This is a genomic window from Rickettsiales bacterium (genome assembly GCA_041396965.1).
Taxonomy (GTDB): domain Bacteria; phylum Pseudomonadota; class Alphaproteobacteria; order Rickettsiales; family SXRF01; genus SXRF01.
On record JAWKXN010000001.1, the window covers coordinates 265,079 to 286,020 of the forward strand.

Below are 20,942 nucleotides of genomic sequence, written 5' to 3' on the forward strand. Positions count from 1 at the left end.
TTTATCTACCTTATTTTGTTCAGGAAGTGGATAATTTAGCTACACACTCGCGCTAAGCATCCATCCCGCTTTTTCATGAACAGTCAGCCTGTCTACCGCCAGTCCGATAGTTACCTCATCACCGGCTTTTTGCGCTGTTTTAATGAGTTGGTTGAGAGTGGAACTGATTATTTTTTGATCTTCCGCCAGCTCTTTTACCATAGATTTAGCGTCTTTATCCTCATCGCCATCTTTTATGTTAGAAACTTCCGCGTAAGATTTCCAACTACCCGGTGCTTTATGACCAAGAGCTCTTATTCTTTCGGCTATCTCATCAATAGCCGCAGCCAAGTCAGTATATTGCTCCTCAAACATAAGATGTAACGCTTTGAAATTCTCGCCTTCTACATTCCAGTGATAGTTCTGGGTTTTAAGGTATAAGGCATAGCTATCCGCTAGTAATATTTTTAGTTCTTCTGCTACAGGATTATTACTCATAAAAATTTCCTTCCAGTTACAATATTCAACACGATGACCATTGTGATGTTATCAACGGAAAAATCAAGACTATTTTTGTATTGTGTATAGAACTACAAGTTTTAGATTGGAACAGTCAGCTTAATAAGCGTGAGTAAGTGGAAATTTAAGCGTATTTTTTTACCAGTTTTTTTAGTTCATCCGCTATTTGCGCTCCGGATTCACCAGCGTTTCCTTTAAGTTGATGTCCTAATATAACTTGTAGAACTTCTATGTGTTTTTTAACTACCAAAAGATGCTTTTTGTTTTCTGGATTTAGAACATTTTTACTAAACATATAAAGCTCGTATGCTATTTCCTTTGCTCTGTTATAACCGAACGTTCCGGATCTTGATTTAATTATCAGAGCGGTATCCGATATATTTTTAATTGTTTTTTCTGCATTTGGTATTGATGTAAGATCGTTGTAAAATATTTTAAGCTCATCAATATTCTCACGAATCCATAACAAAGAATCATCCGTTATCGCGTCAATAGCTTTTTGAGCGTTACTTAGAACACCTTTCGTAATAAGATTACCAAGAGTAACATTCTTGCCAAGTTTTACTTTTAGTGAAAAGTCAGGAGGCCATATTTTAGGTTCTTTATTTTCCGCTGATAAAGCTTTCTTTATTTCTTTAGGATTAATTTTTTTATTAAAATCACGCTTATTTAATTTCCTTCTTTCTTTAGTGGGCTTATTATCATTTTCTATTGTACGCCTGTCTGGTCCTACAAAATTTTCACTAACCACGAAATCTCTCGGTGACTCAAATATTTTTTCCAACCTTTTATAAATGGACTGAGCGGTAAATGGTTTTATCATATACTCATTTACCCCATAATTACGAGCGAGTAGGACATCCGCCACCTCAGTTCTACCAGTTAACATTATTACTGGAATAGTGGGGTTAGGAGATTGTGGATTGCGGCGGATGAATTTAAGCATTTCCAAGCCATTCATCTGCTTGGTGTCCCATTCAGTTATCACGAAATCAAAATTTATGGTCTGCAATAGATTAATAGCGTCCTTTCCATCTTTAGTAAGATGAATATCCGAGAAACCCATTTTTCTGAGAGTCTGTTTTAACACTCGTGCCATTTTCTCATCAGCGTCCACTATGAGGACACGGTAATCTATTAGTCTGCTAATCAATATTCCCTCCAGCCCTACGAATATTAATGTTTATAAATATTTGACCATTTTTTGGTTAAAATATAGTTATGTATTGAGGCTATTTTGAGATATTTTTTATTTTTTCAATGGTTCTAAGCCCGCTAAGCCCCAACATTCCCATCAAAACAGTGGATAAAGCCTCCATATTAAATGATGGTAATTCAATTTTGCCACCACTACCGGCTATTATAAATACCAAAACCGGTTGTATTATAAAATGATAGGCAAAAGCAATTCCACATACCCAGCCGATAAAAGGTCGCCAACCTGATATGAATATGTTGGAATTCGTGGCCTCTATTTTATTTATCTCCGATTGGTTGAGATCAGCGGATAGAGCCATTTTTAGCTTTTCTAGTTCGGCGGCTCGTTCATATTTGAGTAACTCACTTTGAGCTTTTTCTCTTTCCAGCGGATCGGGGATTATCTTATCAAGCAATTCTGATATTGCTGGTATTAATGCTAACCATGCTCCCATATAATTTCTTTATCTCTTAGTTGATTTTACTAAAGTAATATTAAAAATATCATGTCTAGGTAATAGTAATTTAATTTTTTCTGGAAGATGGAAAATATATTCTATGGATTAAAAATTTGTAATGTTGCTTATAATAAGCTGAATTATATATAAAAAATTACTAATTTATCTCTCTTGCAACAAAACGTAACAAACAGTGATTTGAAATACATAATACAAAATCGTAACTTACGATTACATATTATGAATAACTTTATAAAGTAGGATGTTACGTGATTAAACAATCGGTTTCTTTTCAGACAACAATTGCGAATAAAGTATCATGCAGTGGTGTCGGTCTTCATAGCGGCAAGGATATAACGATGACTATAAAGCCAGCGGTAGCTGATAGCGGTATAGTTTTCAAAAGGTTGGATGTTGAGGAAAAAAAATCATACGTTCCGGCGGTTTTTGACGCGGTATGTGAGACTAATCTTGGAACAAAAATTCGTAATGAATATGGAGTGACTGTTGCTACCGTAGAGCATCTTATGGCCGCCCTTTGGGGGTTTGGTATTGATAACGCTATTATTGAGATTGATGGTATAGAAGTGCCTATTATGGATGGTAGCTCGGATCCTTTCATGTTTATGCTTGAATGCGCTGGAATATCCTCTCTCAAAAAACCACGTAAAATTTTGCGTATTGTTAAAAATGTAGAAATTCGTGATGGCGGAAGTTTCGCTCATATCTCTCCTAATCAAGAGGGGGATTGCGGTATGTTACTCGACGTTGAGATTGATTTTGACAACTCAGCTATAGGTAAACAAAAAGCTGTTTATGATTTCCGTGATATAAATTTCAAACAAACCGTAAGCCGTGCTCGTACTTTTGGGTTTGAGCATGAGATAGAAGGTTTGCGTTCTATGGGGCTCGCTCTTGGTGGTTCACTTGATAACGCTATAGTTGTTGGTAAAGAAGGTGTGATAAACAGCGATGGTCTTCGCTATAGTGATGAGTTCGTAAGGCATAAGGCTCTTGATTGTGTAGGAGATCTATTTCTTGCCGGTTACCGTATTGATGGAAAATTTGAGTTCATACGCCCAGGTCATTCAATAAATAACAAGCTGCTTCGCGCGCTATTTGCTGATGACACCGCTTACGTTATTGAGGATGAAGGCTCCATTTCTGATATGCTTCCAATTAATGGTGCGTTGGAAAATATATACGCCTAATCAAGCAGAATCTATATTTGTTTGTATTTCTAGTATTTCCTACCAAAAATACTGTGGAGCATAGTTTAGGCTCGCTATATCTAATGACCTATGGTAACTTGTAGGAGGAATTACTCAAATTACTATTAGAGCCAGCTCCGGAAGAGTTGATTTTACAACGCTTAGCGAGCGAGATAATTTTATTTTTGTAGGGAAAAATAAAGGTAATTTACTATAATTCTCCATTTCTCCAGTTCCTCAATTCCCTCATCTCTTACTCCTATAAAATTAGCTTGTGCCGGAACTATTTTGCCTGATATAGTCGCCCCATTCACAACAGTATAAAATCGGCTATGCTTAATAACAAAACCATATTCTATATCTTATCATCTTTTATCGTTGTCTCTTGTTCAAATGGTGATGATGATTTGATAACTCATAAAAAAGTGGAATCCCCTGAATCTATATATAATCGGGCACGTGATAATATTGACGAGGGAAATTATAATTCCGCTATTACTGATTTTGAGGAAGTTGAACGCCAGCATCCATATTCTCCGCTTTCCACAGACGCTCAAATTATGGCGGCTTACGCTAGTTATCGTATTGAGAAATATGATGAGGCAATAGCCATGCTTGAACGTTTTGTAAAGCTATATCCAAGTAGTGATTCCACTCCCTACGCTTATTATTTGATAGCCATATGTTATTACGACCAAATTTCAGATGTCGGACGTGATCAAATGATTACCCAGCAAGCTCTTCAGGCGCTAAACGAGGTGGCAAGACGTTTCCCTAATTCTGATTATGCTCGTGACGCTAAAATAAAGGCCGATCTTACCAGAGACCATCTTGCCGGCAAAGAAATGGAAATAGGTCGCTATTACCTTAAGCAAGATGACACTATCGCTGCGATCAATCGTTTTCGCTATGTGGTTGATAATTATCAAACCACCAGTCATGTACCAGAAGCTTTACATCGCCTTGTAGAGTCTTACTTAACGCTTGGGGTTGTTGATGAGGCGAAACGCTACGCCGCTGTGCTTGGTTATAATTTCCCAAATAGCTCATGGTATCGTGATAGTTACCGTTTGATGGAAGAGTATGGTTCTGATACTAGTTCTGGATTGAAGAAGCCAGAGAAAGAATCATCATGGTGGGATAGTATTATTCCGTAACTGATGGTAACATTATGCTGATAAGGCTTTCCATTCGTGATATAGTTTTAATTGAAAGCTGTGATATAGAGCTGAAGTCGGGCTTATGTGTGCTTTCCGGTGAGACGGGCGCTGGTAAATCTATATTACTTGATTCTCTTGGCTTGGTACTAGGGGCGCGTGCGGATATTTCACTTATCCGTAATCAAAAAGAGCAAGGTACGGTTAGCGCCGAATTTGATATTTCAGGAAATAATCGGGTGAAAGAAATACTAGCTGAGCTAGGGCTGGAAGAATCCGATAATATGATAATAAGACGGATAATAAATTCTGACGGTAAAAGTAGAGCGTTACTTAATGACCAGCCGATAGCCCTTACTTCTTTGAAAAAAATTACGGAAAATATTATTGAGCTTAACGGGCAACATGATCAAAAAATCCTTATGGATAATTCTTTGCACAAGAAAATGCTGGATGATTATGGAAAACTCGCGGAGACCCAAAAGAGTGTGGCTGAAAAATATACGGCTTGGAGTAAAAGTAAAAAGGCGGTAAGCGATCTTAAAGAAGAGATAGAGCTTGCCACCCGTGAACAGGAATATTTACGGCATATGCGTAGTGAGTTAAAGCAGCTTAATCCGCAAATAGGTGAGGAGGAAAGCCTATCGGAAACTCGTGCTGAAATGATGAAAAGTGAAAAAATGTTTGGTGTGTTAGATGAGGCGATAGCTGAGCTTAATTCCGGTAGTGGTGTGCTTGCCGCTTTACGTAATGCCCAGCGCACTCTCAGTCGCTCACCGCTTACTAATGACTTGGCGGAGTTCTCTGCTATAATAGAGGGATTAGAAAAAGCCGCGATTGAGGCGGAGGAGGCTTTATATTCTTTGGAAAAGATTGGTCAGGAATCACAGTTTGATCCAGTAAAGCTTGAGGAAACAGAAGAAAGATTATTCGCGCTGAAAGCGGCGGGACGTAAATATAATTTACCGCTTGATGAGCTTGCCACTCTTAAGGAGCAAGTAGAGGAAAAACTTGATATAATAGATTCACAGGAAGAAAAATTGCGTAAGCTTAACGCTCTTTCGACAAAGGCAAAAGAAGAGTTTTTAAGTGAGGCTTTTACGCTATCAGATAAACGTAGAAAAATTGCCACTAGCTTGGAGAAAGCCGTAGAAAAGGAATTAAAGCCACTAAAAATGGAATCCACTCGTTTCAGGGTTCTAATTGAGCGGACGGATGAACAAAGCTGGAATTCATCGGGCATTGATAATATCCAGTTTGAGTGCGCTACCAATGTACCAAAAGACGCTACGGAAATTCACTATGCCTCACTTAACAAGATTGCCTCTGGCGGTGAGATTTCCCGCTTTATGCTTGCTCTTAAAGTAGTTCTTAGTGGAAATAATAACACCCCAACCATTATTTTTGATGAGATAGATACCGGAACCGGCGGCGCTGTCGCTGATGCTATCGGCAAGCGGCTTGCTGCTCTTTCCGCTGACTCACAAATATTGGTGGTAACTCACCTACCGCAAGTCGCTGTGCGTGGTAATCATCATTTATTTATCAGCAAACAGGAAAAGAATGGTAAAATCGTAACTGAGGTAAAAGAACTTTCCACTAAGGAAAGAGAAGAGGAGCTAGCCCGCATGCTTGCCGGAGCCATAATAACTAAAGAAGCCCGCACCGCTGCCCGCAAACTGTTGGAGCAAGCGGCGTAGAGGTTTAATCTCTCTGATTTTTATTCATCTCCTCTTGCATTGTATTAAAAAGCGGTAGAAACTTGGATGAGCGAGGTGACGACTAACACCATTGAGGTGCGCGGCCTGAGTGGCGCATGAACACAATAGCTTCAATTCAGCTTTTTTGTAAGCGTAGCTATTTCCTGCTTAGACATTTGTCCTAGTTCTTTCAGCCGGTTAGGCATGTCCATGCTATGGTGAAAAATACCAGCTATTACGAATATATTGCCTTCAATAATCTTATAAACTACATAATAATGCTGTATATGCTGTAGTTCAAAACCGGTGGAATCCTTCCAATTAAGATGTTTGTTCGCCTCATTGCGGTGATTAATCGCTATTTCGTTAAACCCTTTTTTCAGCAAGGCTGAATATTCAAGCATTTGCTTGCTGCCGTATTTTTTCTTCGTGTATCTAAGAATATTGCTAAAATGCTCAAGTGCGGTTGGTGTCAGAACGATATTACCAGCCATTATCTAATTTTCTTCTGAGGAGACTCTTGCTTCCACCTCATCCAGCGCTGATATAGGTAGCAATATATTATTTGTAATTTCATCATCAGATTTTAGTAATTCTCTGAATATATACAATTTTGTAGCGTCTTTTTCCATATCCGAGCGGATTAGGGCACGCACATATTCACTGGGTGTAGAATAATCTCTACTACCACCGGTACGCATATCAACATAAGCTCGCATCTCATCAGGCAAACTAACATGTAGGCTGCTGGTCATATTTATAGTTCCTTTTTTACATTAAGTTGCTATCTTACAATGTCATAAATATCATAAAATGTCAATATATGACATTAATTGCGACAGTGAATTTTTATTATTAATATTAGTAAAAACAATATGTTAAATGGGTTTAATAGTGTTATCTAATCCAAACTTTGAAGACGCAAACAGGCGGTGGCAGAAGCTAGCAGAGGAAATCCGCCATCACGACCTTCTATATTACCAGCATGACCGACCGAAAATATCTGACGTTGAATATGATCGGCTGCGTAGAGAGCTGGAAGAGCTGGAAGAGCAATTTCCTGAGCTTATAACTTCTGACAGCCCTACGCAAAAAGTCGGCGCGCCGGTAATCTCAAAATTCGCCAAAGTTGAGCACAAAATCCCGATGCTCTCGCTTGCCAATGCTTTTAGCAAAGAAGATTTGATAGAGTGGGAAGCTCGTAACCGCCGCTTCTTAGGGATTTCTGAAGAAGAGAAAATATCTTATGTCTGCGAACAGAAAATAGATGGGCTTTCTTTTTCCGCTCACTACGAAAATGGTAAATTCACACTGGGACTTACTCGTGGTGATGGCAATGTCGGAGAGAACATCACCGATAATCTGGCGACCATATTACCGACGAATCTAGTCGGAGATTTTCCAGAAATATTAGAAGTGCGTGGCGAAGTGTACATGTCGCATACACATTTTGCCGCACTCAATGCCTCGCTTCCAGAAGATAAGAAATTCGCCAATCCCCGTAACGCCGCCGCTGGTAGCTTGCGTCAATTGGACTCTAAGATCACGGCAAGCAGAAAACTTGACTATTTTATTTATTCTTTGGGTGAGTATTCACCTGACTTTATACCGCTAGATAGTTCACACACACTTATGTCAGTGATAAAATCATATGGGCTTAACGTTATTAACCAGCATTCAGCTTCCGATATAGCAGAACTTATCTCATACTATGATGAAGTCCAGAAATTACGGGTGGAACTTGATTATGATATAGATGGTATTGTCTATAAAATAGATGATTTGAATCTGCGTAAACGCTTGGGTGAGGTAGCCCGTGCGCCACGTTGGGCGATAGCGCATAAATTCCCAGCGGAAAAAGCCACAACCATCATAGAGGCAATAGATATACAGGTCGGGCGAACGGGAACGCTCACGCCGGTCGCTCGCTTAAAGCCAGTAACGGTGGGTGGTGTGGTGGTAAGCAACGCCACGCTGCATAATGAGGATGAGATAAGACGTAAGGATATAAGAATTGGTGATACAGTAACGATTCAGCGGGCGGGTGACGTGATTCCGCAAGTCGTTTCGGTGGATATTAGTAAGCGCTGTGAAGGCTCTGCCGAGTATATATTTCCGACTAATTGTCCGGTGTGCGGCAGCCATACTGTTCGTGAGGAAGGGGAGGTGGCGATACGTTGCGCTGGTGGTCTGCTTTGTAACGCTCAACTTGTTGAAAGGCTCCGCCATTTTGTCGCTCGTGGCGCGCTAGACATTGAGGGGCTTGGAGAAAAACAGATACAAGCATTCTGGAGCGATGGGTTGATTGTCAATGTAGCGGATATTTTTTCCTTAAAAGAAAAAGCGGATGAGATAGAAAAACGTGAGGGCTGGGGCAAAAAATCTCTGGATAATCTACTTGCGGCGATTGAGAAGGCAAAGAATGTTCCGCTGGAGAAATTTGTTTACGCGCTTGGCATCCGTCATGTGGGGGAAGTGACGGCAAAGCTGATGGCGCGCTATTATGGTAGTGCGCAAAACTGGTTTACCGCGATGCGGCAATTAGCAGAGAAAGATGAGACCGTTCAGGAGGACATTCAAAATATTGACGGTATTGGTGGAACGGTGGTTGCCTCATTAGAAGAGTTTTTCTTGGAAAAACATAATCGGCTGATAGTAGAGGAATTACTCGCCGAGTTGCGTGTGCGCGACGCTAAAACCGCTGGTGCGACTTCTGCCGTATCAGGAAAAACAGTAGTGTTTACGGGAACACTCACCAAGATGAGCCGTGCGGAAGCCAAAGAAAGAGCTGAGCATCTGGGCGCAAAGGTGGCAAGCAGTGTCTCGGCAAAAACTGATTTTGTGGTAGCGGGTGCGGATGCTGGCTCAAAACTCAAAAAAGCAAATGAGTTAGGCGTAAAGGTCTTAAGTGAGGATGAATGGTTAGGGATGGTAGGGTGAAACACAACACCAACAAAAACCCATTCGCGCAGGCAGTATCTTACTGGCAGGTTTTGTTTATGATTCCGGCGGCAGCGGTGGCGACCGCAGAGGAATCATTTTCTGACATCGCCATCTCGGTAGCGAATTTTGAGACCGATGAGCAGAACCATATATGGAGCTTTGAGCTTATATTTTCCGACAAGCCGGATGCGGAGGAACTAAAGAGGCGATTGTTCTTAATCGCTTCGTTACATAATATAGATACTCCAGAAATAAAAATAGAAAAGCTAGAGCAGACGGATTGGCTATCACAGGTAGCGCAAGATTTTCCACCGCTTTCTATTGGGCGGTTTTTTGTTCATGGAGCGCATGTTTCTGAAACCCCTAAAATGAATAAAATAGCGATTCAAATAGACGCAGGAGCGGCTTTCGGCTCTGGTGAGCATGCCACGACCAGTTGTTGCTTAGCCGCTATGGAATATCTGGCGAGAAAACATACATACACCAATATTTTGGATATGGGGACAGGATCGGGAATCCTCGCGATCGCCGCCGCTAAATTATGGAAGTCCGCCATTCTAGCGGTAGATCTTGATCCGGTATCGGTGCGGGTGACAAAGGAAAACGCTGCAATAAATAAAACAGACAAATATATCAAAACCGCTATCTCCGATGGCTATATCAGTGGGGAGGTCAAAAATAACTCTCCGTATGATTTGATAATCGCCAATATCCTCGCCCGTCCTCTAGTGTCATTCGCGCCCTATCTTAAGAAAAACCTCGCTATGGGTGGAGTGGCGATATTGTCGGGGTTACTTGCCTCGCAGGAAAAATATGTGCTTGCCGCCCACCGGACGCATGGCTTGCGCTTAAAGAAAAGATTTATAAGGGATGGTTGGTCTACGCTGGTGATTGGCTAGATTTTATCTGTACTTTTGTGTGGTCAATGATTCTGTAGCACTTCTGGTAATGGTTGCTAGTTTTCCCAAAGAGTTGGTTATGCTATTGATATGAAGTTGAGGATTGTCACCAATTTTATCCATATCCTCGTTTAAGATACCTGCCTCTAAAAGGATAGAACCTGATATTTTGCTTATTATTTCCTCAGCGTTCGGAGAATTGGATTTTTTTGCGGTTTTTATAAATTCATGTATGGCTAATTTTGTGCCTGCGATTTGCTTTTTTAGTATATCTATTGTCTCGGCCATATTGTCAGCGTTTTTTAGGTCATCACTATCAAGCAATCCAGCTAATTTTTCTAATATATTATTAAAATTGTCATTGTTCTTAATGATTGATTCTACACGCTTATTTTGCTCTTTTCTACGTTCGGTAAGAGAGACAACGTTATCTGTTTTTTCTGCCATTATTATCTTCCAATTATTTTAGTACAGTTCCAAATTGTTTTATCGCCATATTGACGAGCCTAATCTGTTTATATTGTTGGCGGTCTCATTAAGCTTCTCCCATAATCTGGATATTTCCTTTGATGTTATATCAATATTGGGTAGATAGCCTATTTCCAATTTACCGGTTGTTTCTTCTATTACTTTGATTGAGTCGCCCACCAATCTTTTTATTTTATTAGCATTATTATTAGTTATATATTTAAAATTTTCTGACACTACAATTGAGAGTGAACTAGCTGTACCAGATAAGCAACCTATGGTTTTTCTTAACTTATTAGTGCTATCACAGTGTGTTTTGCCATATTTTTGACTAAACAGATTATCAAGCACCAATATTTTGTTTTTTAGCTTTTCTATTTCTTTGGTTAAAGGGTCTTGATTACTAACAATCATTGTCATATACGCTCTTAAATTCGTTACATGACTACTGCTAGTATATGGTTTAGCATGAATTTGAGTGTTGACCCGATTTCTAATCCTATCGGTAAAATTAACAGCTACAACATTGCTGGTAGGTTTTTCTTCACTCATGATAAGTAATTATGTCATTATTAATATAATTAGATTAAAATATTATAATAATAATTAATTTTTATCAATAATAAGTTGGCGGTTGGTTTATGTCTAATAAATTGTTATTAGTCAGAAAGTTATTAGAAAAATATGGTATAAACGCCTATTTGCAACCCGTGCATGATGAGTGGATGAGCGAATATCCACCGTTATGTAATAGGCGAGTGGAGTGGCTCACTGGTTTTACGGGGTCAGCTGGTCTTGCGGTGGTCACAGACGATAAAGCAGTAATATTCGTTGATGGGCGTTACACTCTACAAGCGAAAGAGCAGGCGGGTGCGGATTATGAAATACATAATATAGCTGATTACCCACCAGAAAAATGGCTTGCCGGTAATATCCCAGCTGGAAAAAAAATTGGTTATGATCCGAAATTATATACCAGAACCATGCTGAAAAGATTTGAGAAATTATCATTAATTCCTGTTGAGAATCTGATTGATGCGCTCTGGGAAAATCGTCCGCCTCCACCAGCGACACCACTATTTATCCATGAGACTAAATATAGTGGTGAGTCATCCACTTCCAAACGTAGCCGTGTAGTTTCTGAAATAAAAAAAGCAAACGCTGATTTATTATTTTTAAGTGCGCCAGAAAATGTGAATTGGCTGTTTAACATCAGAGCACGTGATGCTGAAAATACTCCGCTATGCCTCGCGTCAGCGATTCTTGATAAGAATGGTAAAGCATATATCTATCTTGACGAGGATAGAGTCAGTAATAAGGTTAGTGACCATCTGGGAAATGATACCGAAATAATTTCTCCTGAAAATATTAAAGAAAATCTTTCCGTATTTACTGGTAAAAAGATTCTGTGTGATAGCGGTACCACGCCACTTTTTATAGAGAATTTATGTGTTGATAGTGGTCTTAAGGTAATAAATTCTACAGATCCTTGCGAGCTACTTAAGGCGATTAAAAATCCGGTAGAATTAGCAGGAATGCGCGCTGCTCACATCCGTGATGGGCTAGCGGTCACCAAGCTGTTATATTGGTTAAGCAGGCAAAGTAAGGTAAGTGAACTTGACGTAGTGGGTAAGATTTTAGAATTACGTACTCAAAATGAATTATTCGTTGAGCCAAGTTTTGATACTATAGCCGGAAGTGGCGAGCATGGAGCGATAGTACACTATCGTGCTACAAAAGAAAGTAATCGCAATTTAGGTGATGGCGAGCTTTTTCTGCTGGATTCTGGGGGGCAGTACTATGATGGCACAACCGACATAACCAGAACAGTGATCATAGGAAACCCAACAGATGAGCATAAGAGAAATTTTACTTTAGTGCTCAAAGGTCATATCGCGCTTGCCTGTGCTATTTTTCCTGAGGGTACAACCGGAACGCAACTTGATGTTCTGGCACGGCAATATCTATGGCAGGCAGGGCTTGATTACGATCATGGAACTGGACATGGTGTTGGTTGCTTCTTAGGTGTTCATGAGGGACCGCAGCGAGTATCTAAGCGGGCAGGGGATGTGCTCCTTAAATCCGGTATGATATTATCAAACGAACCGGGTTATTATAAAACTGGTGAGTACGGTATACGTATTGAGAATTTAGTTGCGGTAGTAGAAAAAATCACCGGTGATAATAATAAAAAATATTTGGGATTTGAGACGATTACTTGCACACCGATGGATGTTGCGCTTATAAATATTTCCATGCTTACATCTGAGGAAAAAATTTGGATAAATAATTACCATAATTGGGTAAGGGAAGAATTATCACCATATCTTGACGCTGATGAGACAGTATGGCTTATAAAAGCCTGTGCTTCTCTGTAAATTATATCAGATTTTATGGTGGTTTTACTTAATTTTTCTGGTTGAGTAAAGTGACAAGGATGCGACCGCGTCCCGCCATCAATTTAAGTGGCACTACCGCTTCGCTATTTGAGCGCGGTGCGGCGTAAGTCATGTGGCTATTCTTATCAATTAGTCGCTAAAGAACTTCTTTTAAGAAAAATCTTTCCTAAGAACATACCAGCCACAGTTACAATAAATACAGGAATGAAGTGCCAAATCATAAGCACCATAGGATCATCGTGTATATCTATGAGGCGCAGCATTATATAGCTAAAGCTAGCGATTGAAAGCGCTGCCATGCTCCCCGCCCAGCAACAAAGAGTTGGCGCGGCTTTGCGTATTGCCGCAAATATAAATACTCCCATTATGGAGCTGAAAATTAGTATGCTTGCCATGCATTCATATTCTTTCTTTTTTAGGCAGTCCATCATACTCATAGAATTTTCATGCGTAACTCCTTTAATTAAAAAAAATGCTATTATCAGCGTAGGAATTAATGGGATAAACCTTACCCATCCTTTTTGTCCACTATCAGGTAGTGCAAGAAAACTAGCGGCTATCATCGCACTAGTCGCGGCGATAAACATTACTGATACATCGAAGATATAGTCACTTTCCCTTATTTTTATGGCAATATCAGAACGCAGTCCAAAAAATACAGTAATAAATGCAAAATATGTAATAGTAACAAATATCCATTTGCTTGCCATGATAATGGGATCTGGCAATGGTGGTTCCAGCTTCTCTACAGATAATTTATCTATTAAACTATCCGTATCCATTATAATTCTCCTTTCTTATTTTTTTCTATCAATATATTATACGCTCTATGTGCCGATACCTTAACCGCTGAAACGCTCATATCCATTTCCGCCGCTACTTCCTTCGCCGAATATCCTTCAATTTTCATCATGCTTACTATCTTTTGCTGCTTTTCTGGTAATATTGATAAAGCGTCATTTAGTAGTTCGCTTGATTCTTGGGATTTGGTTACATTATCAGCGAGACTATGTTCAATCTCATTAAAATCTATTTTAATGAGAGCAGATTTCCTATAGTAGGCTCTTAAATAATCTTTTACCTTATAGTCGGCTATAGCGAACATCCATGCTTTGAAACTTCTGTCAGTATTATAGGTATGGCTTGATTTATGTATAGCCAGCAGAATTTCTTGTAATATTTCTTCGTTATCTACCCCGTTTCCAATCTTATTATATAAGAAGCCCTTAATAATTGGGGTAATGCTTCTAAGGAGCTTGTTGTAAGCTTTACTATCACCAGATTGAGCCTTTTTCATCAGCTCTTCCAATGATTGAGTATTTGATTGTTTTTCAGTCATTTATATATTTTTTGTATATATTTACACACAGAATTGTTATATAATAACCGTACTAACACAGCCATTTTATTTGCTTTTTATATAAACTTTGTTAGTGTACCGACCGCTTGTAGATTGTCTATTGTTTTTATTAGGAGGGTTTTGTGCTATTATGGATACTAATAGGAGCTTTGTTGCTAATCCTAGTTTATATAAAAGGGATAAGGTAAGCTTTGTCTAGTTAATGGTGCAAGTTACAGCTCAGCAGTTTCCTTAGAATAGCTCGGTTGCCATATTGCGATGACCGTTAGCTCTACATTTTAGTGTCGCTTTCCCCTACTTGATGCAGTTGCCTTACGACCAGAATTAACTTATTAATAAAGTTTGCTGTATTTAATGACATATGTATAATGCTGTCATGGGACGCAAACTTACATTCTGTAAAAATAAAGCTTTGGAAGAGACAATGTTCCTTTTTTGGGAGAGGGGATATGAGTCTACCTCTGTGCGCGATATAGCTAGCAGACTTAACATCCCTATAGCCTCAGTATATCATAGTTTCGGTGATAAAGATTCTATTTTTGCCTCAACCATTGATGTTTATTTCAACAAATATATGGTTCCACTCTTTTCTGATTTAAGTAATTATGAAGATGCTAAGCAGGCAATCATAGATCTTTTTGAGATCATTATAAAAAACTCTAGTAATAGCACACCATCTGGCTGTTACTTGGTGCAAACAGCATCCGATATAATGTCACGTAATCCTGATATAAAATCAAAGTTAGATGATTATTTTAATTATATAAAATCATCTCTTTACGATTTAATCAAAAAAGCGAAGAACGATAAGCAAATCATAACACAAGAAACTAACAGTAATCTGTCTAACTATCTATTTATTCTTATGTTATCAATTAAGAGCTGTTCACGCGTAGGAGCCGACAATAGACAGATCCGTCAATATATAAAAACAGCCCTGCAGCCCGTATTTTCTTGACTATAATTTAGCCAGATTACCGAATTTTCTCTTGATAAAATAATCCGCTGATATTCTACCAGAGCCAAAACACAATATCGTACCAAGCAAGAACGACCAGTAATAATGCTGTTCATGTTGCAAATAGGTAATTTGGATAACTGCTGTTATCACTAAAAGAGGGAGGGTGGCAAAGCGTGAGCCAAGACCAACTGTAAGTAATATCGGGCATAATAGCTCAAATGTAGTGCCAGAAAGAGCCGCGAACTCAGAGTTTACATAAGGAACCGGATGCTCATCAGTAAATAGCATGACGGTTGTTTCCCAGTCATTAAACTTTAATATTCCAGATTTCCAGAAAATATTCGCTATCCATAGTCTCATCCCAAGTAATAGAAAATCTTGTAGGAAAGAAGTTGTCTTAAAAAAGATAGAAAATAGCCTAATAATTTGTTTTTTCATAGTTTATTCCTTTAGCGTAGTCATCAGTATAGCTATTCGCTATATAATCAAAAAAGGTTACCTAAAGCATAATTTCATATTATACGTAAAACCAAATCATTAGCTTATTTAGTTATACGCAATACATAGAAATTTAATGTAACCTTTTATCAGGGTTTACGAATATAAAATAATAGTATAAATGTTCTATTTATATATTTTTCTTAAATATTGCGTGAAAGGGAGTTGTTAATGACAGCCTTAAAAAAGGAAATTATTAAAGATAACAGTTCTATTGCTTATAATTTGGGGTGGACAGGAGCTCCTATCGCTCATGGTGTATGCGCTGGTGTAAGAAGTGATGGAACTATGATATCACTCCCTTTGGTAAATCTGAACGCTAGTCGTGGGCGGATTCTTGATTATTTCAATAATAGTTGGGCGTTAAACGATGTATTGTTCAGCTCTCTTGCGTGTGAGGAAGCGTTTTATAAATGCCCCTATCATAAGCTTCGTCACCCGATGATTTTTTACTATGGTCATACCGCTTCGGTATATGTCAATAAATTGCGTGTCGCCGGTCTTATAGAAAAACCGATTAATCCTGAGTTTGAGAAGATTTTTGAGGTTGGTGTTGATGAGATGCGTTGGGACGACATGCACGAAAATGATCAAGATATTTGGCCTTCTGTCGCTGAAGTAAAAGAGTATCGTAAAGTGGTTTACAATACAATACGTGACATAATAGAAAATCATCCACTGCTTAACGAGGAAAATTTACCCGTAACCCAAAAAAGTCCAATGTGGGCGCTGGTTATGGGTTTTGAGCATGAGCGTATCCATCTGGAAACTTCCAGTGTTCTTATCCGTGAATTACCTATAGAATATGTACGTAAACCTAAAGAATGGCCGGATTTTTACTCAATTAAGTCAGATAGTCATTATCCGCAAAATGAGATGATAGAGCTTAGCAAAAGCAGAGTGTTCTTAGGTAAACCCGAAGACTTTCCTTCATTTGGTTGGGATAACGAATATGGCGCGGAAACTCTTGAAGTTCGTCCATTCGCTGCCAGTAAGTTTCTAATAAGTAATGGTGAGTTTTTAGAGTTTGTAAAAGATGGTGGATACAGGCAAGAAAAATACTGGTCACGTGATGGTTGGCAATGGCGGCGTTTCCGTAATATTAAATGGCCAACTTTCTGGATTCAGGATGGTCCGGCTGGCTCACATCTTTACAAATTGCGGACTATTTTTGAAGTGATTGATATGCAATATGATTGGCCGGTATGCGTTAATTTCCACGAGGCGAAAGCTTATTGCGCGTGGAAGAGCGAAAAAGAAGGTACGGATACTCCTTACCGGCTACTTACGGAAGCCGAGCATAACGCTATTCGTAGCAATAATATTCTGGATAATATTCCGAGCATGGAAAGTGACATGGTAATGAGTGGCGAGCTGCTTGCGAAAGGCTATAACCTAAATCTGGAAAGTGGAGCGGAAAGCCCAGTTAATGCTTTTGCCGCTAATGACAAAGGTTTTTACGATACGTTCGGTAATGTCTGGCAGTGGTGTGAGGATCATTTTCATCCACTTGCTGGAAGTAAGCCTCATCCTTATTACGATGATTTCAGCGCGCCTTGCTATGATGGCGAGCATCAGATGATGTTGGGCGGATCATTTATCAGCACTGGTGATGAGGCGAGTATCTGGGCACGCTTTCACTTCCGCCCGCATTTCTATCAGCATAGTGGATTTCGTATCGCCCGTAATATAGATGATAATCCAGCAAGTGAGGCGAAACTATTATTCGCTGGTGGGACTTCTTCTTACGAATCACGGGAAATGCTAGATAAATATCTGCTTATGCACTGGGGTAGCAACAATGACATATGGGGTAACGTGCCGCAAAGCACTATGGCAAGGCCGGAATCATTTAATCTCCCACTTAAATGCGCTGAGCTGGTAAATAGGTATGCCACAGGTTTTGATAGGGTGTTAGATATTGGTTGCGCGGTTGGTCGTTCCAGTTTTGAATTGGCTCGTAACTTCTCTGAAGTTACCGGAATTGATTACAGTAAGGAGTTTATAGAAGCCGCGAGCAGGCTTAAGAAAAATGGTACTATATCCTGCCGCCGTAAGGAATCAGGTGATGAATTTACCGACATGCTAATCTATGTTGATAACTCCATAGATAGAAGTAAAGTTCGCTTTGAACAGGGTGATGCTTGTAACCTACCTTTATATATAAGAAATTATGACGCTGTACTACTTGCCAATACATTGTGTCGGTTGCCAGAACCGGTATCCTTTCTTGAGAGGACGCAGGGGCAGAGCGCGTTGGTAAAGAAAGGCGGTGTGTTAGTTATGACTACACCATTTAGCTGGCTTGAGGAATATACGCCAAAATCTAACTGGCTTGCTGGCATTGCTGCGGTGCAAGATATTCTAAGTGAGTTTGAACTTATACATCAGGAAGAGCTTCCGTTTATGATTCGTGAGCATAGCAGAAAATTTGAGTATGTTATAACTCTTGCCAGTGTATGGAAAAGGAAATGACATTCCATATAACGTATTGGAGATAAAAAATGAGTCATAAAAGTACTAATCTAAAATTCACTAATGATAGAGGAATTACTCTGGAGGCGGTTTTAGAAGAGCCGGTTTCCGGCATAAAGGCTTATGCTTTATACGCTCACTGTTTTACCTGTTCTAAAGAGATTAATGCCGCTGTTAGAGTGTCGCGGGCTTTGGCTGATAAGAATATCGCGACTTTACGTTTTGATTTTTCCGGTATAGGTGATAGTGGAGGGAAATTTTCAGAAACCACATTCTCCACTAACGTAGAAGATATAAAGTACGCTGCTGAGTTTTTGCGTAATAACTATAATTCGCCGCGATTATTGGTTGGTCATAGTTTAGGAGGAGCCGCTGTTCTTGCCGCCGCCGGTGATATTGCTGAGGTAGTGGCGGTGGCTACCATTGGCGCACCAAGTAAACCATCACACCTTGAGCATTTATTCAAGCAAGAGCTTGAGCGAATTATGGCAGACGGTAAATCATGCGTATCTCTTGGAGGAAAGAAGCTAGAGATAAGTAGAGATTTTGTAGAGGATATACAAAGTTATGATTTAGCAAAAAAAGTAGCGAAATTAAAAAAAGCATTGTTGATTTTACATTCTCCAATGGATGAGATAGTGGGTATAAAAAATGCTCAGGAGTTATATGAAGTAGCTTACCATCCCAAAAGTTTTATTTCACTAGATGGAGCGGATCATCTATTGAGCAAAAAGAAAGATTCTGATTACGCGGCTTTCATTATATCCACATGGGCTGAGCGTTATGTAAAAACAGAAAATAATTCCGCTAAAGTAACAAATATTCCAGAGTCTCTTAATGGCGAGGTTATAATTGATGAGGCGGGAGGGGGACGACTCGCGCGCGTAATTAACGCTAATGGTCATATATTACACGCTGATGAACCGCTAGAACAGGGTGGCGCTAATAGCGGAGCTACGCCATACGAATTATTACTAGCGGCTCTGGGTAGTTGTGTGTCAATGACGGTAAGAATGTACGCTGATCACAAAAAATGGCCTCTTGAGAAAATAAGTGTCCGTTTGAAACACCAGAAGATTCACGCCAAAGATTGTGATGATTGCGAATCAAAAGATGGCAAGATAGATATTATAGAAAAGAAGCTAAGTTTTTATGGTGACTTATCAGAAGAGCAAAAACGACGTTTGCTAGAAATATCAGAAAAATGCCCAGTAAATAAAACACTTAAATCAGATATTAAGATAATAACTAGCGAAGTATAATAATCGGTTGCCTTAGCTATTATTCTCTAAGTAAAGCCATTATTTCCGCGCCGAGCAATATGTCTGGAGTATGACCAAACTGCTTTTTTCTGAGCATTCCCTTCTTGTCAATCAGCATAGTGGTTGGTGTGCCTTGCAAGGCGTATTCACGCATGGTAAGCGGAATATTGTCTATATCAGAAGGTGTATCTATTCCTACCGGAAATTTTATGCGATACTCATAAAGAAACGCTTTAAGGCTTTCTTCCCGCATCGCCGCATGATGCTCAAATACAGTATGTAGACCAAGTACGGCTACATCAGATTCAGAAAATATCTCATACACTTTTTTCGCCTGTGGCAAACCAACCTCTACACATCCAGGACATAGCATCTGGAAAGCACAGATCATAACCACCTTATCTTTTAATTTTTCTAACGATATATTCTCTTCGCTATTTAACCATTTTAATATTTGTAATTCTGGTGCTGGATATAGTTTTGTCATAATATTTTTTTTATTTTCAATAATTAAATTAATAGGAAATACAGGTCATTTGTAGTTAATCATAGATTACGAGGAAAGTCTTTTTATTGTTCTAACCATATTTCGCAAAATAATCTGTGTAAGTAATGGACTTTCAGCAAATTGCGATTGTAATAATTTTTCATCTATTATGGAGCATTCTGTGTTTTCTATGGCAATGGCGGTGACCAATCTGTGTTTGTTATCGAAAAGAGCCATTTCTCCAAAAATAGAATTTTTTTCTAAAATTCCGAAAGGAGTGGATTTATCTTGTAACTCTCTATAAAGACCTACTTTACCAGACATTATGATATAGGCGTGAAAACCTTCATCGCCTTGCGAAAATATAGTATCTCCTTTTTTGTACGACTTTATCTGTTTATTATCAAAACACTGCGCAGGATCAGAATCAATAGTTTTATTAATGTTTTTATCAATAGCCACAACTTTCTGAATCTCTTTTTTTAATGCCTCCGATGATATAGGCTTTTTAAGTATTTTAGTAGCTCCTACCTGTAAAACAACATCCTCAATTAGTTTATCATTATTCCCTGTAAGCATTAGTATAGGAATATCTTTATTAGACAATATATTCCCGTTTCGTATCTCACGGATAAAAGATATTCCATCCATTTTATCCATATATAAATCGCAAATTATAATATCTATATTATCATATGAAATTTTATTATTTGTAAGTTCCTCTATCGCGTCAGCCCCATTTTTAGCTTCTTTAATCTTTTTTATTCCTATTGTGTTTAGGATTTGTCTTATTATGGAGCGCATTGTGGATTGATCATCTATAACCATAACATTAAGATTTTTTAAGCTTAATTCCATATAATATCCAATAAAGTTAAAATATTTATCATATATGTTAATATATTATAGTATGGTTAACATATTGTTTAATATTTAAGAATATAGTTTTAATATTTTTGACTGTTTGTC

Annotated in this window: 21 protein-coding genes; 9 read left to right on the forward strand and 12 right to left on the reverse strand. The window is 38.8% G+C overall.

Annotated elements, in window-relative coordinates:
* Positions 1-39 precede the first annotated feature (39 nt).
* The 3 genes from R3D71_01315 to R3D71_01325 form a co-directional block, all read right to left on the reverse strand.
* Positions 40-477, reverse strand: a complete 438-nt coding sequence (locus R3D71_01315) for a Dps family protein (GenBank protein MEZ5690287.1) — start codon at positions 475-477, stop codon at positions 40-42.
* A gap of 145 nt (positions 478-622) precedes the next feature.
* Positions 623-1,651, reverse strand: coding sequence for a response regulator (locus R3D71_01320; protein ID MEZ5690288.1), 1,029 nt, complete (start codon positions 1,649-1,651; stop codon positions 623-625).
* 79 nt (positions 1,652-1,730) lie between these two features.
* The gene (locus R3D71_01325) at positions 1,731-2,150 is read right to left on the reverse strand and encodes a holin family protein (protein MEZ5690289.1); all 420 of its coding nucleotides are present in this window, start codon (positions 2,148-2,150) and stop codon (positions 1,731-1,733) included.
* 272 nt (positions 2,151-2,422) lie between these two features.
* Here R3D71_01325 and lpxC point away from each other — a divergent pair, with 272 nt between their 5' ends.
* The 3 genes from lpxC to recN all read left to right on the forward strand — a co-directional run bounded on the left by lpxC (position 2,423) and on the right by recN (position 6,221).
* Complete coding sequence (gene lpxC, locus R3D71_01330) at positions 2,423-3,364, forward strand: UDP-3-O-acyl-N-acetylglucosamine deacetylase (protein MEZ5690290.1); 942 nt, start codon at positions 2,423-2,425, stop codon at positions 3,362-3,364.
* A gap of 332 nt (positions 3,365-3,696) precedes the next feature.
* Positions 3,697-4,521 carry an outer membrane protein assembly factor BamD gene (locus R3D71_01335; GenBank protein MEZ5690291.1) on the forward strand — a complete coding sequence of 275 codons (825 nt, stop codon included), beginning with the start codon at positions 3,697-3,699 and terminating at the stop codon, positions 4,519-4,521.
* Positions 4,522-4,535: 14 nt separating this feature from the next.
* Positions 4,536-6,221, forward strand: a complete 1,686-nt coding sequence (gene recN / locus R3D71_01340) for a DNA repair protein RecN (GenBank protein ID MEZ5690292.1) — start codon at positions 4,536-4,538, stop codon at positions 6,219-6,221.
* 131 nt (positions 6,222-6,352) lie between these two features.
* Here the strand turns inward: recN and R3D71_01345 are convergent, their stop codons facing one another.
* Both R3D71_01345 and R3D71_01350 read right to left on the reverse strand, forming a co-directional pair.
* Positions 6,353-6,715 carry a type II toxin-antitoxin system RelE/ParE family toxin gene (locus R3D71_01345; GenBank protein ID MEZ5690293.1) on the reverse strand — a complete coding sequence of 121 codons (363 nt, stop codon included), beginning with the start codon at positions 6,713-6,715 and terminating at the stop codon, positions 6,353-6,355.
* Positions 6,716-6,718: 3 nt separating this feature from the next.
* Positions 6,719-6,976: a hypothetical protein gene (locus tag R3D71_01350; protein MEZ5690294.1), complete on the reverse strand. Its 258-nt coding sequence runs from the start codon at positions 6,974-6,976 to the stop codon at positions 6,719-6,721.
* 139 nt (positions 6,977-7,115) lie between these two features.
* Between R3D71_01350 and ligA the strand changes: the two genes are divergently transcribed.
* Together ligA and R3D71_01360 are read left to right on the forward strand one after the other, a co-directional pair.
* Positions 7,116-9,161: an NAD-dependent DNA ligase LigA gene (ligA, locus tag R3D71_01355; GenBank protein ID MEZ5690295.1), complete on the forward strand. Its 2,046-nt coding sequence runs from the start codon at positions 7,116-7,118 to the stop codon at positions 9,159-9,161.
* Positions 9,140-10,063 (forward strand): 50S ribosomal protein L11 methyltransferase, encoded by a 924-nt coding sequence (locus R3D71_01360; GenBank protein MEZ5690296.1) that lies wholly within the window; start codon positions 9,140-9,142, stop codon positions 10,061-10,063. Before ligA ends, R3D71_01360 begins: the two co-directional genes overlap by 22 nt.
* A gap of 3 nt (positions 10,064-10,066) precedes the next feature.
* Here R3D71_01360 and R3D71_01365 read toward each other — a convergent pair whose 3' ends face one another.
* Entirely contained in the window at positions 10,067-10,510 is a 444-nt protein-coding gene (locus tag R3D71_01365) for a hypothetical protein (GenBank protein ID MEZ5690297.1), read from the reverse strand.
* 39 nt (positions 10,511-10,549) lie between these two features.
* Positions 10,550-11,083 carry a hypothetical protein gene (locus R3D71_01370; protein ID MEZ5690298.1) on the reverse strand — a complete coding sequence of 178 codons (534 nt, stop codon included), beginning with the start codon at positions 11,081-11,083 and terminating at the stop codon, positions 10,550-10,552.
* Positions 11,084-11,172: 89 nt separating this feature from the next.
* Between R3D71_01370 and R3D71_01375 the strand changes: the two genes are divergently transcribed.
* A complete protein-coding gene (locus tag R3D71_01375; GenBank protein ID MEZ5690299.1) occupies positions 11,173-12,909 on the forward strand; it encodes an aminopeptidase P family protein in 1,737 nt (578 codons plus the stop codon).
* Positions 12,910-13,055: 146 nt separating this feature from the next.
* Here the strand turns inward: R3D71_01375 and R3D71_01380 are convergent, their stop codons facing one another.
* Together R3D71_01380 and R3D71_01385 are read right to left on the reverse strand one after the other, a co-directional pair.
* A complete protein-coding gene (locus R3D71_01380) occupies positions 13,056-13,712 on the reverse strand; it encodes an NrsF family protein (protein ID MEZ5690300.1) in 657 nt (218 codons plus the stop codon).
* Entirely contained in the window at positions 13,712-14,269 is a 558-nt protein-coding gene (locus tag R3D71_01385; protein ID MEZ5690301.1) for a sigma-70 family RNA polymerase sigma factor, read from the reverse strand. Before R3D71_01385 ends, R3D71_01380 begins: the two co-directional genes overlap by 1 nt.
* Before the next feature lie 445 nt (positions 14,270-14,714).
* Between R3D71_01385 and R3D71_01390 the strand changes: the two genes are divergently transcribed.
* Positions 14,715-15,248: a TetR/AcrR family transcriptional regulator gene (locus tag R3D71_01390; GenBank protein ID MEZ5690302.1), complete on the forward strand. Its 534-nt coding sequence runs from the start codon at positions 14,715-14,717 to the stop codon at positions 15,246-15,248.
* On the opposite strand, the gene R3D71_01395 is transcribed toward R3D71_01390, so the two are convergent.
* A complete protein-coding gene (locus tag R3D71_01395) occupies positions 15,249-15,689 on the reverse strand; it encodes a DoxX family protein (protein ID MEZ5690303.1) in 441 nt (146 codons plus the stop codon).
* A gap of 231 nt (positions 15,690-15,920) precedes the next feature.
* On the opposite strand from R3D71_01395, the gene ovoA reads away from it, so the two are divergent.
* Positions 15,921-18,224 carry a 5-histidylcysteine sulfoxide synthase gene (ovoA, locus tag R3D71_01400; protein MEZ5690304.1) on the forward strand — a complete coding sequence of 768 codons (2,304 nt, stop codon included), beginning with the start codon at positions 15,921-15,923 and terminating at the stop codon, positions 18,222-18,224.
* A gap of 29 nt (positions 18,225-18,253) precedes the next feature.
* Positions 18,254-19,486, forward strand: coding sequence for an alpha/beta fold hydrolase (locus tag R3D71_01405; protein MEZ5690305.1), 1,233 nt, complete (start codon positions 18,254-18,256; stop codon positions 19,484-19,486).
* 19 nt (positions 19,487-19,505) lie between these two features.
* Here the strand turns inward: R3D71_01405 and R3D71_01410 are convergent, their stop codons facing one another.
* Together R3D71_01410 and R3D71_01415 are read right to left on the reverse strand one after the other, a co-directional pair.
* On the reverse strand, positions 19,506-19,973 hold the full coding sequence (locus R3D71_01410) for a redoxin domain-containing protein (GenBank protein MEZ5690306.1): 468 nt from the start codon (positions 19,971-19,973) through the stop codon (positions 19,506-19,508).
* A gap of 66 nt (positions 19,974-20,039) precedes the next feature.
* Positions 20,040-20,831: a response regulator gene (locus tag R3D71_01415; GenBank protein MEZ5690307.1), complete on the reverse strand. Its 792-nt coding sequence runs from the start codon at positions 20,829-20,831 to the stop codon at positions 20,040-20,042.
* Positions 20,832-20,942: the final 111 nt, after the last annotated feature.

Excerpts from the sequence above, each read along its gene's own strand:
- R3D71_01350 (MEZ5690294.1), bottom strand. The coding sequence starts at position 6,976 with ATGACCAGCAGCCTACATGTTAGTTTGCCTGATGAGATGCGAGCTTAT.
- R3D71_01335 (MEZ5690291.1), top strand. The coding sequence starts at position 3,697 with ATGCTTAATAACAAAACCATATTCTATATCTTATCATCTTTTATCGTT.
- R3D71_01360 (MEZ5690296.1), top strand. The coding sequence starts at position 9,140 with ATGGTTAGGGATGGTAGGGTGAAACACAACACCAACAAAAACCCATTC.
- R3D71_01315 (MEZ5690287.1), bottom strand. The coding sequence starts at position 477 with ATGAGTAATAATCCTGTAGCAGAAGAACTAAAAATATTACTAGCGGAT.
- ovoA (MEZ5690304.1), top strand. The coding sequence starts at position 15,921 with ATGACAGCCTTAAAAAAGGAAATTATTAAAGATAACAGTTCTATTGCT.
- R3D71_01370 (MEZ5690298.1), bottom strand. The coding sequence starts at position 11,083 with ATGAGTGAAGAAAAACCTACCAGCAATGTTGTAGCTGTTAATTTTACC.
- R3D71_01415 (MEZ5690307.1), bottom strand. The coding sequence starts at position 20,831 with ATGGAATTAAGCTTAAAAAATCTTAATGTTATGGTTATAGATGATCAA.
- R3D71_01365 (MEZ5690297.1), bottom strand. The coding sequence starts at position 10,510 with ATGGCAGAAAAAACAGATAACGTTGTCTCTCTTACCGAACGTAGAAAA.
- R3D71_01405 (MEZ5690305.1), top strand. The coding sequence starts at position 18,254 with ATGAGTCATAAAAGTACTAATCTAAAATTCACTAATGATAGAGGAATT.
- recN (MEZ5690292.1), top strand. The coding sequence starts at position 4,536 with ATGCTGATAAGGCTTTCCATTCGTGATATAGTTTTAATTGAAAGCTGT.
- R3D71_01385 (MEZ5690301.1), bottom strand. The coding sequence starts at position 14,269 with ATGACTGAAAAACAATCAAATACTCAATCATTGGAAGAGCTGATGAAA.
- R3D71_01410 (MEZ5690306.1), bottom strand. The coding sequence starts at position 19,973 with ATGACAAAACTATATCCAGCACCAGAATTACAAATATTAAAATGGTTA.
- R3D71_01390 (MEZ5690302.1), top strand. The coding sequence starts at position 14,715 with ATGTTCCTTTTTTGGGAGAGGGGATATGAGTCTACCTCTGTGCGCGAT.
- R3D71_01395 (MEZ5690303.1), bottom strand. The coding sequence starts at position 15,689 with ATGAAAAAACAAATTATTAGGCTATTTTCTATCTTTTTTAAGACAACT.
- R3D71_01380 (MEZ5690300.1), bottom strand. The coding sequence starts at position 13,712 with ATGGATACGGATAGTTTAATAGATAAATTATCTGTAGAGAAGCTGGAA.
- R3D71_01375 (MEZ5690299.1), top strand. The coding sequence starts at position 11,173 with ATGTCTAATAAATTGTTATTAGTCAGAAAGTTATTAGAAAAATATGGT.
- R3D71_01325 (MEZ5690289.1), bottom strand. The coding sequence starts at position 2,150 with ATGGGAGCATGGTTAGCATTAATACCAGCAATATCAGAATTGCTTGAT.
- R3D71_01345 (MEZ5690293.1), bottom strand. The coding sequence starts at position 6,715 with ATGGCTGGTAATATCGTTCTGACACCAACCGCACTTGAGCATTTTAGC.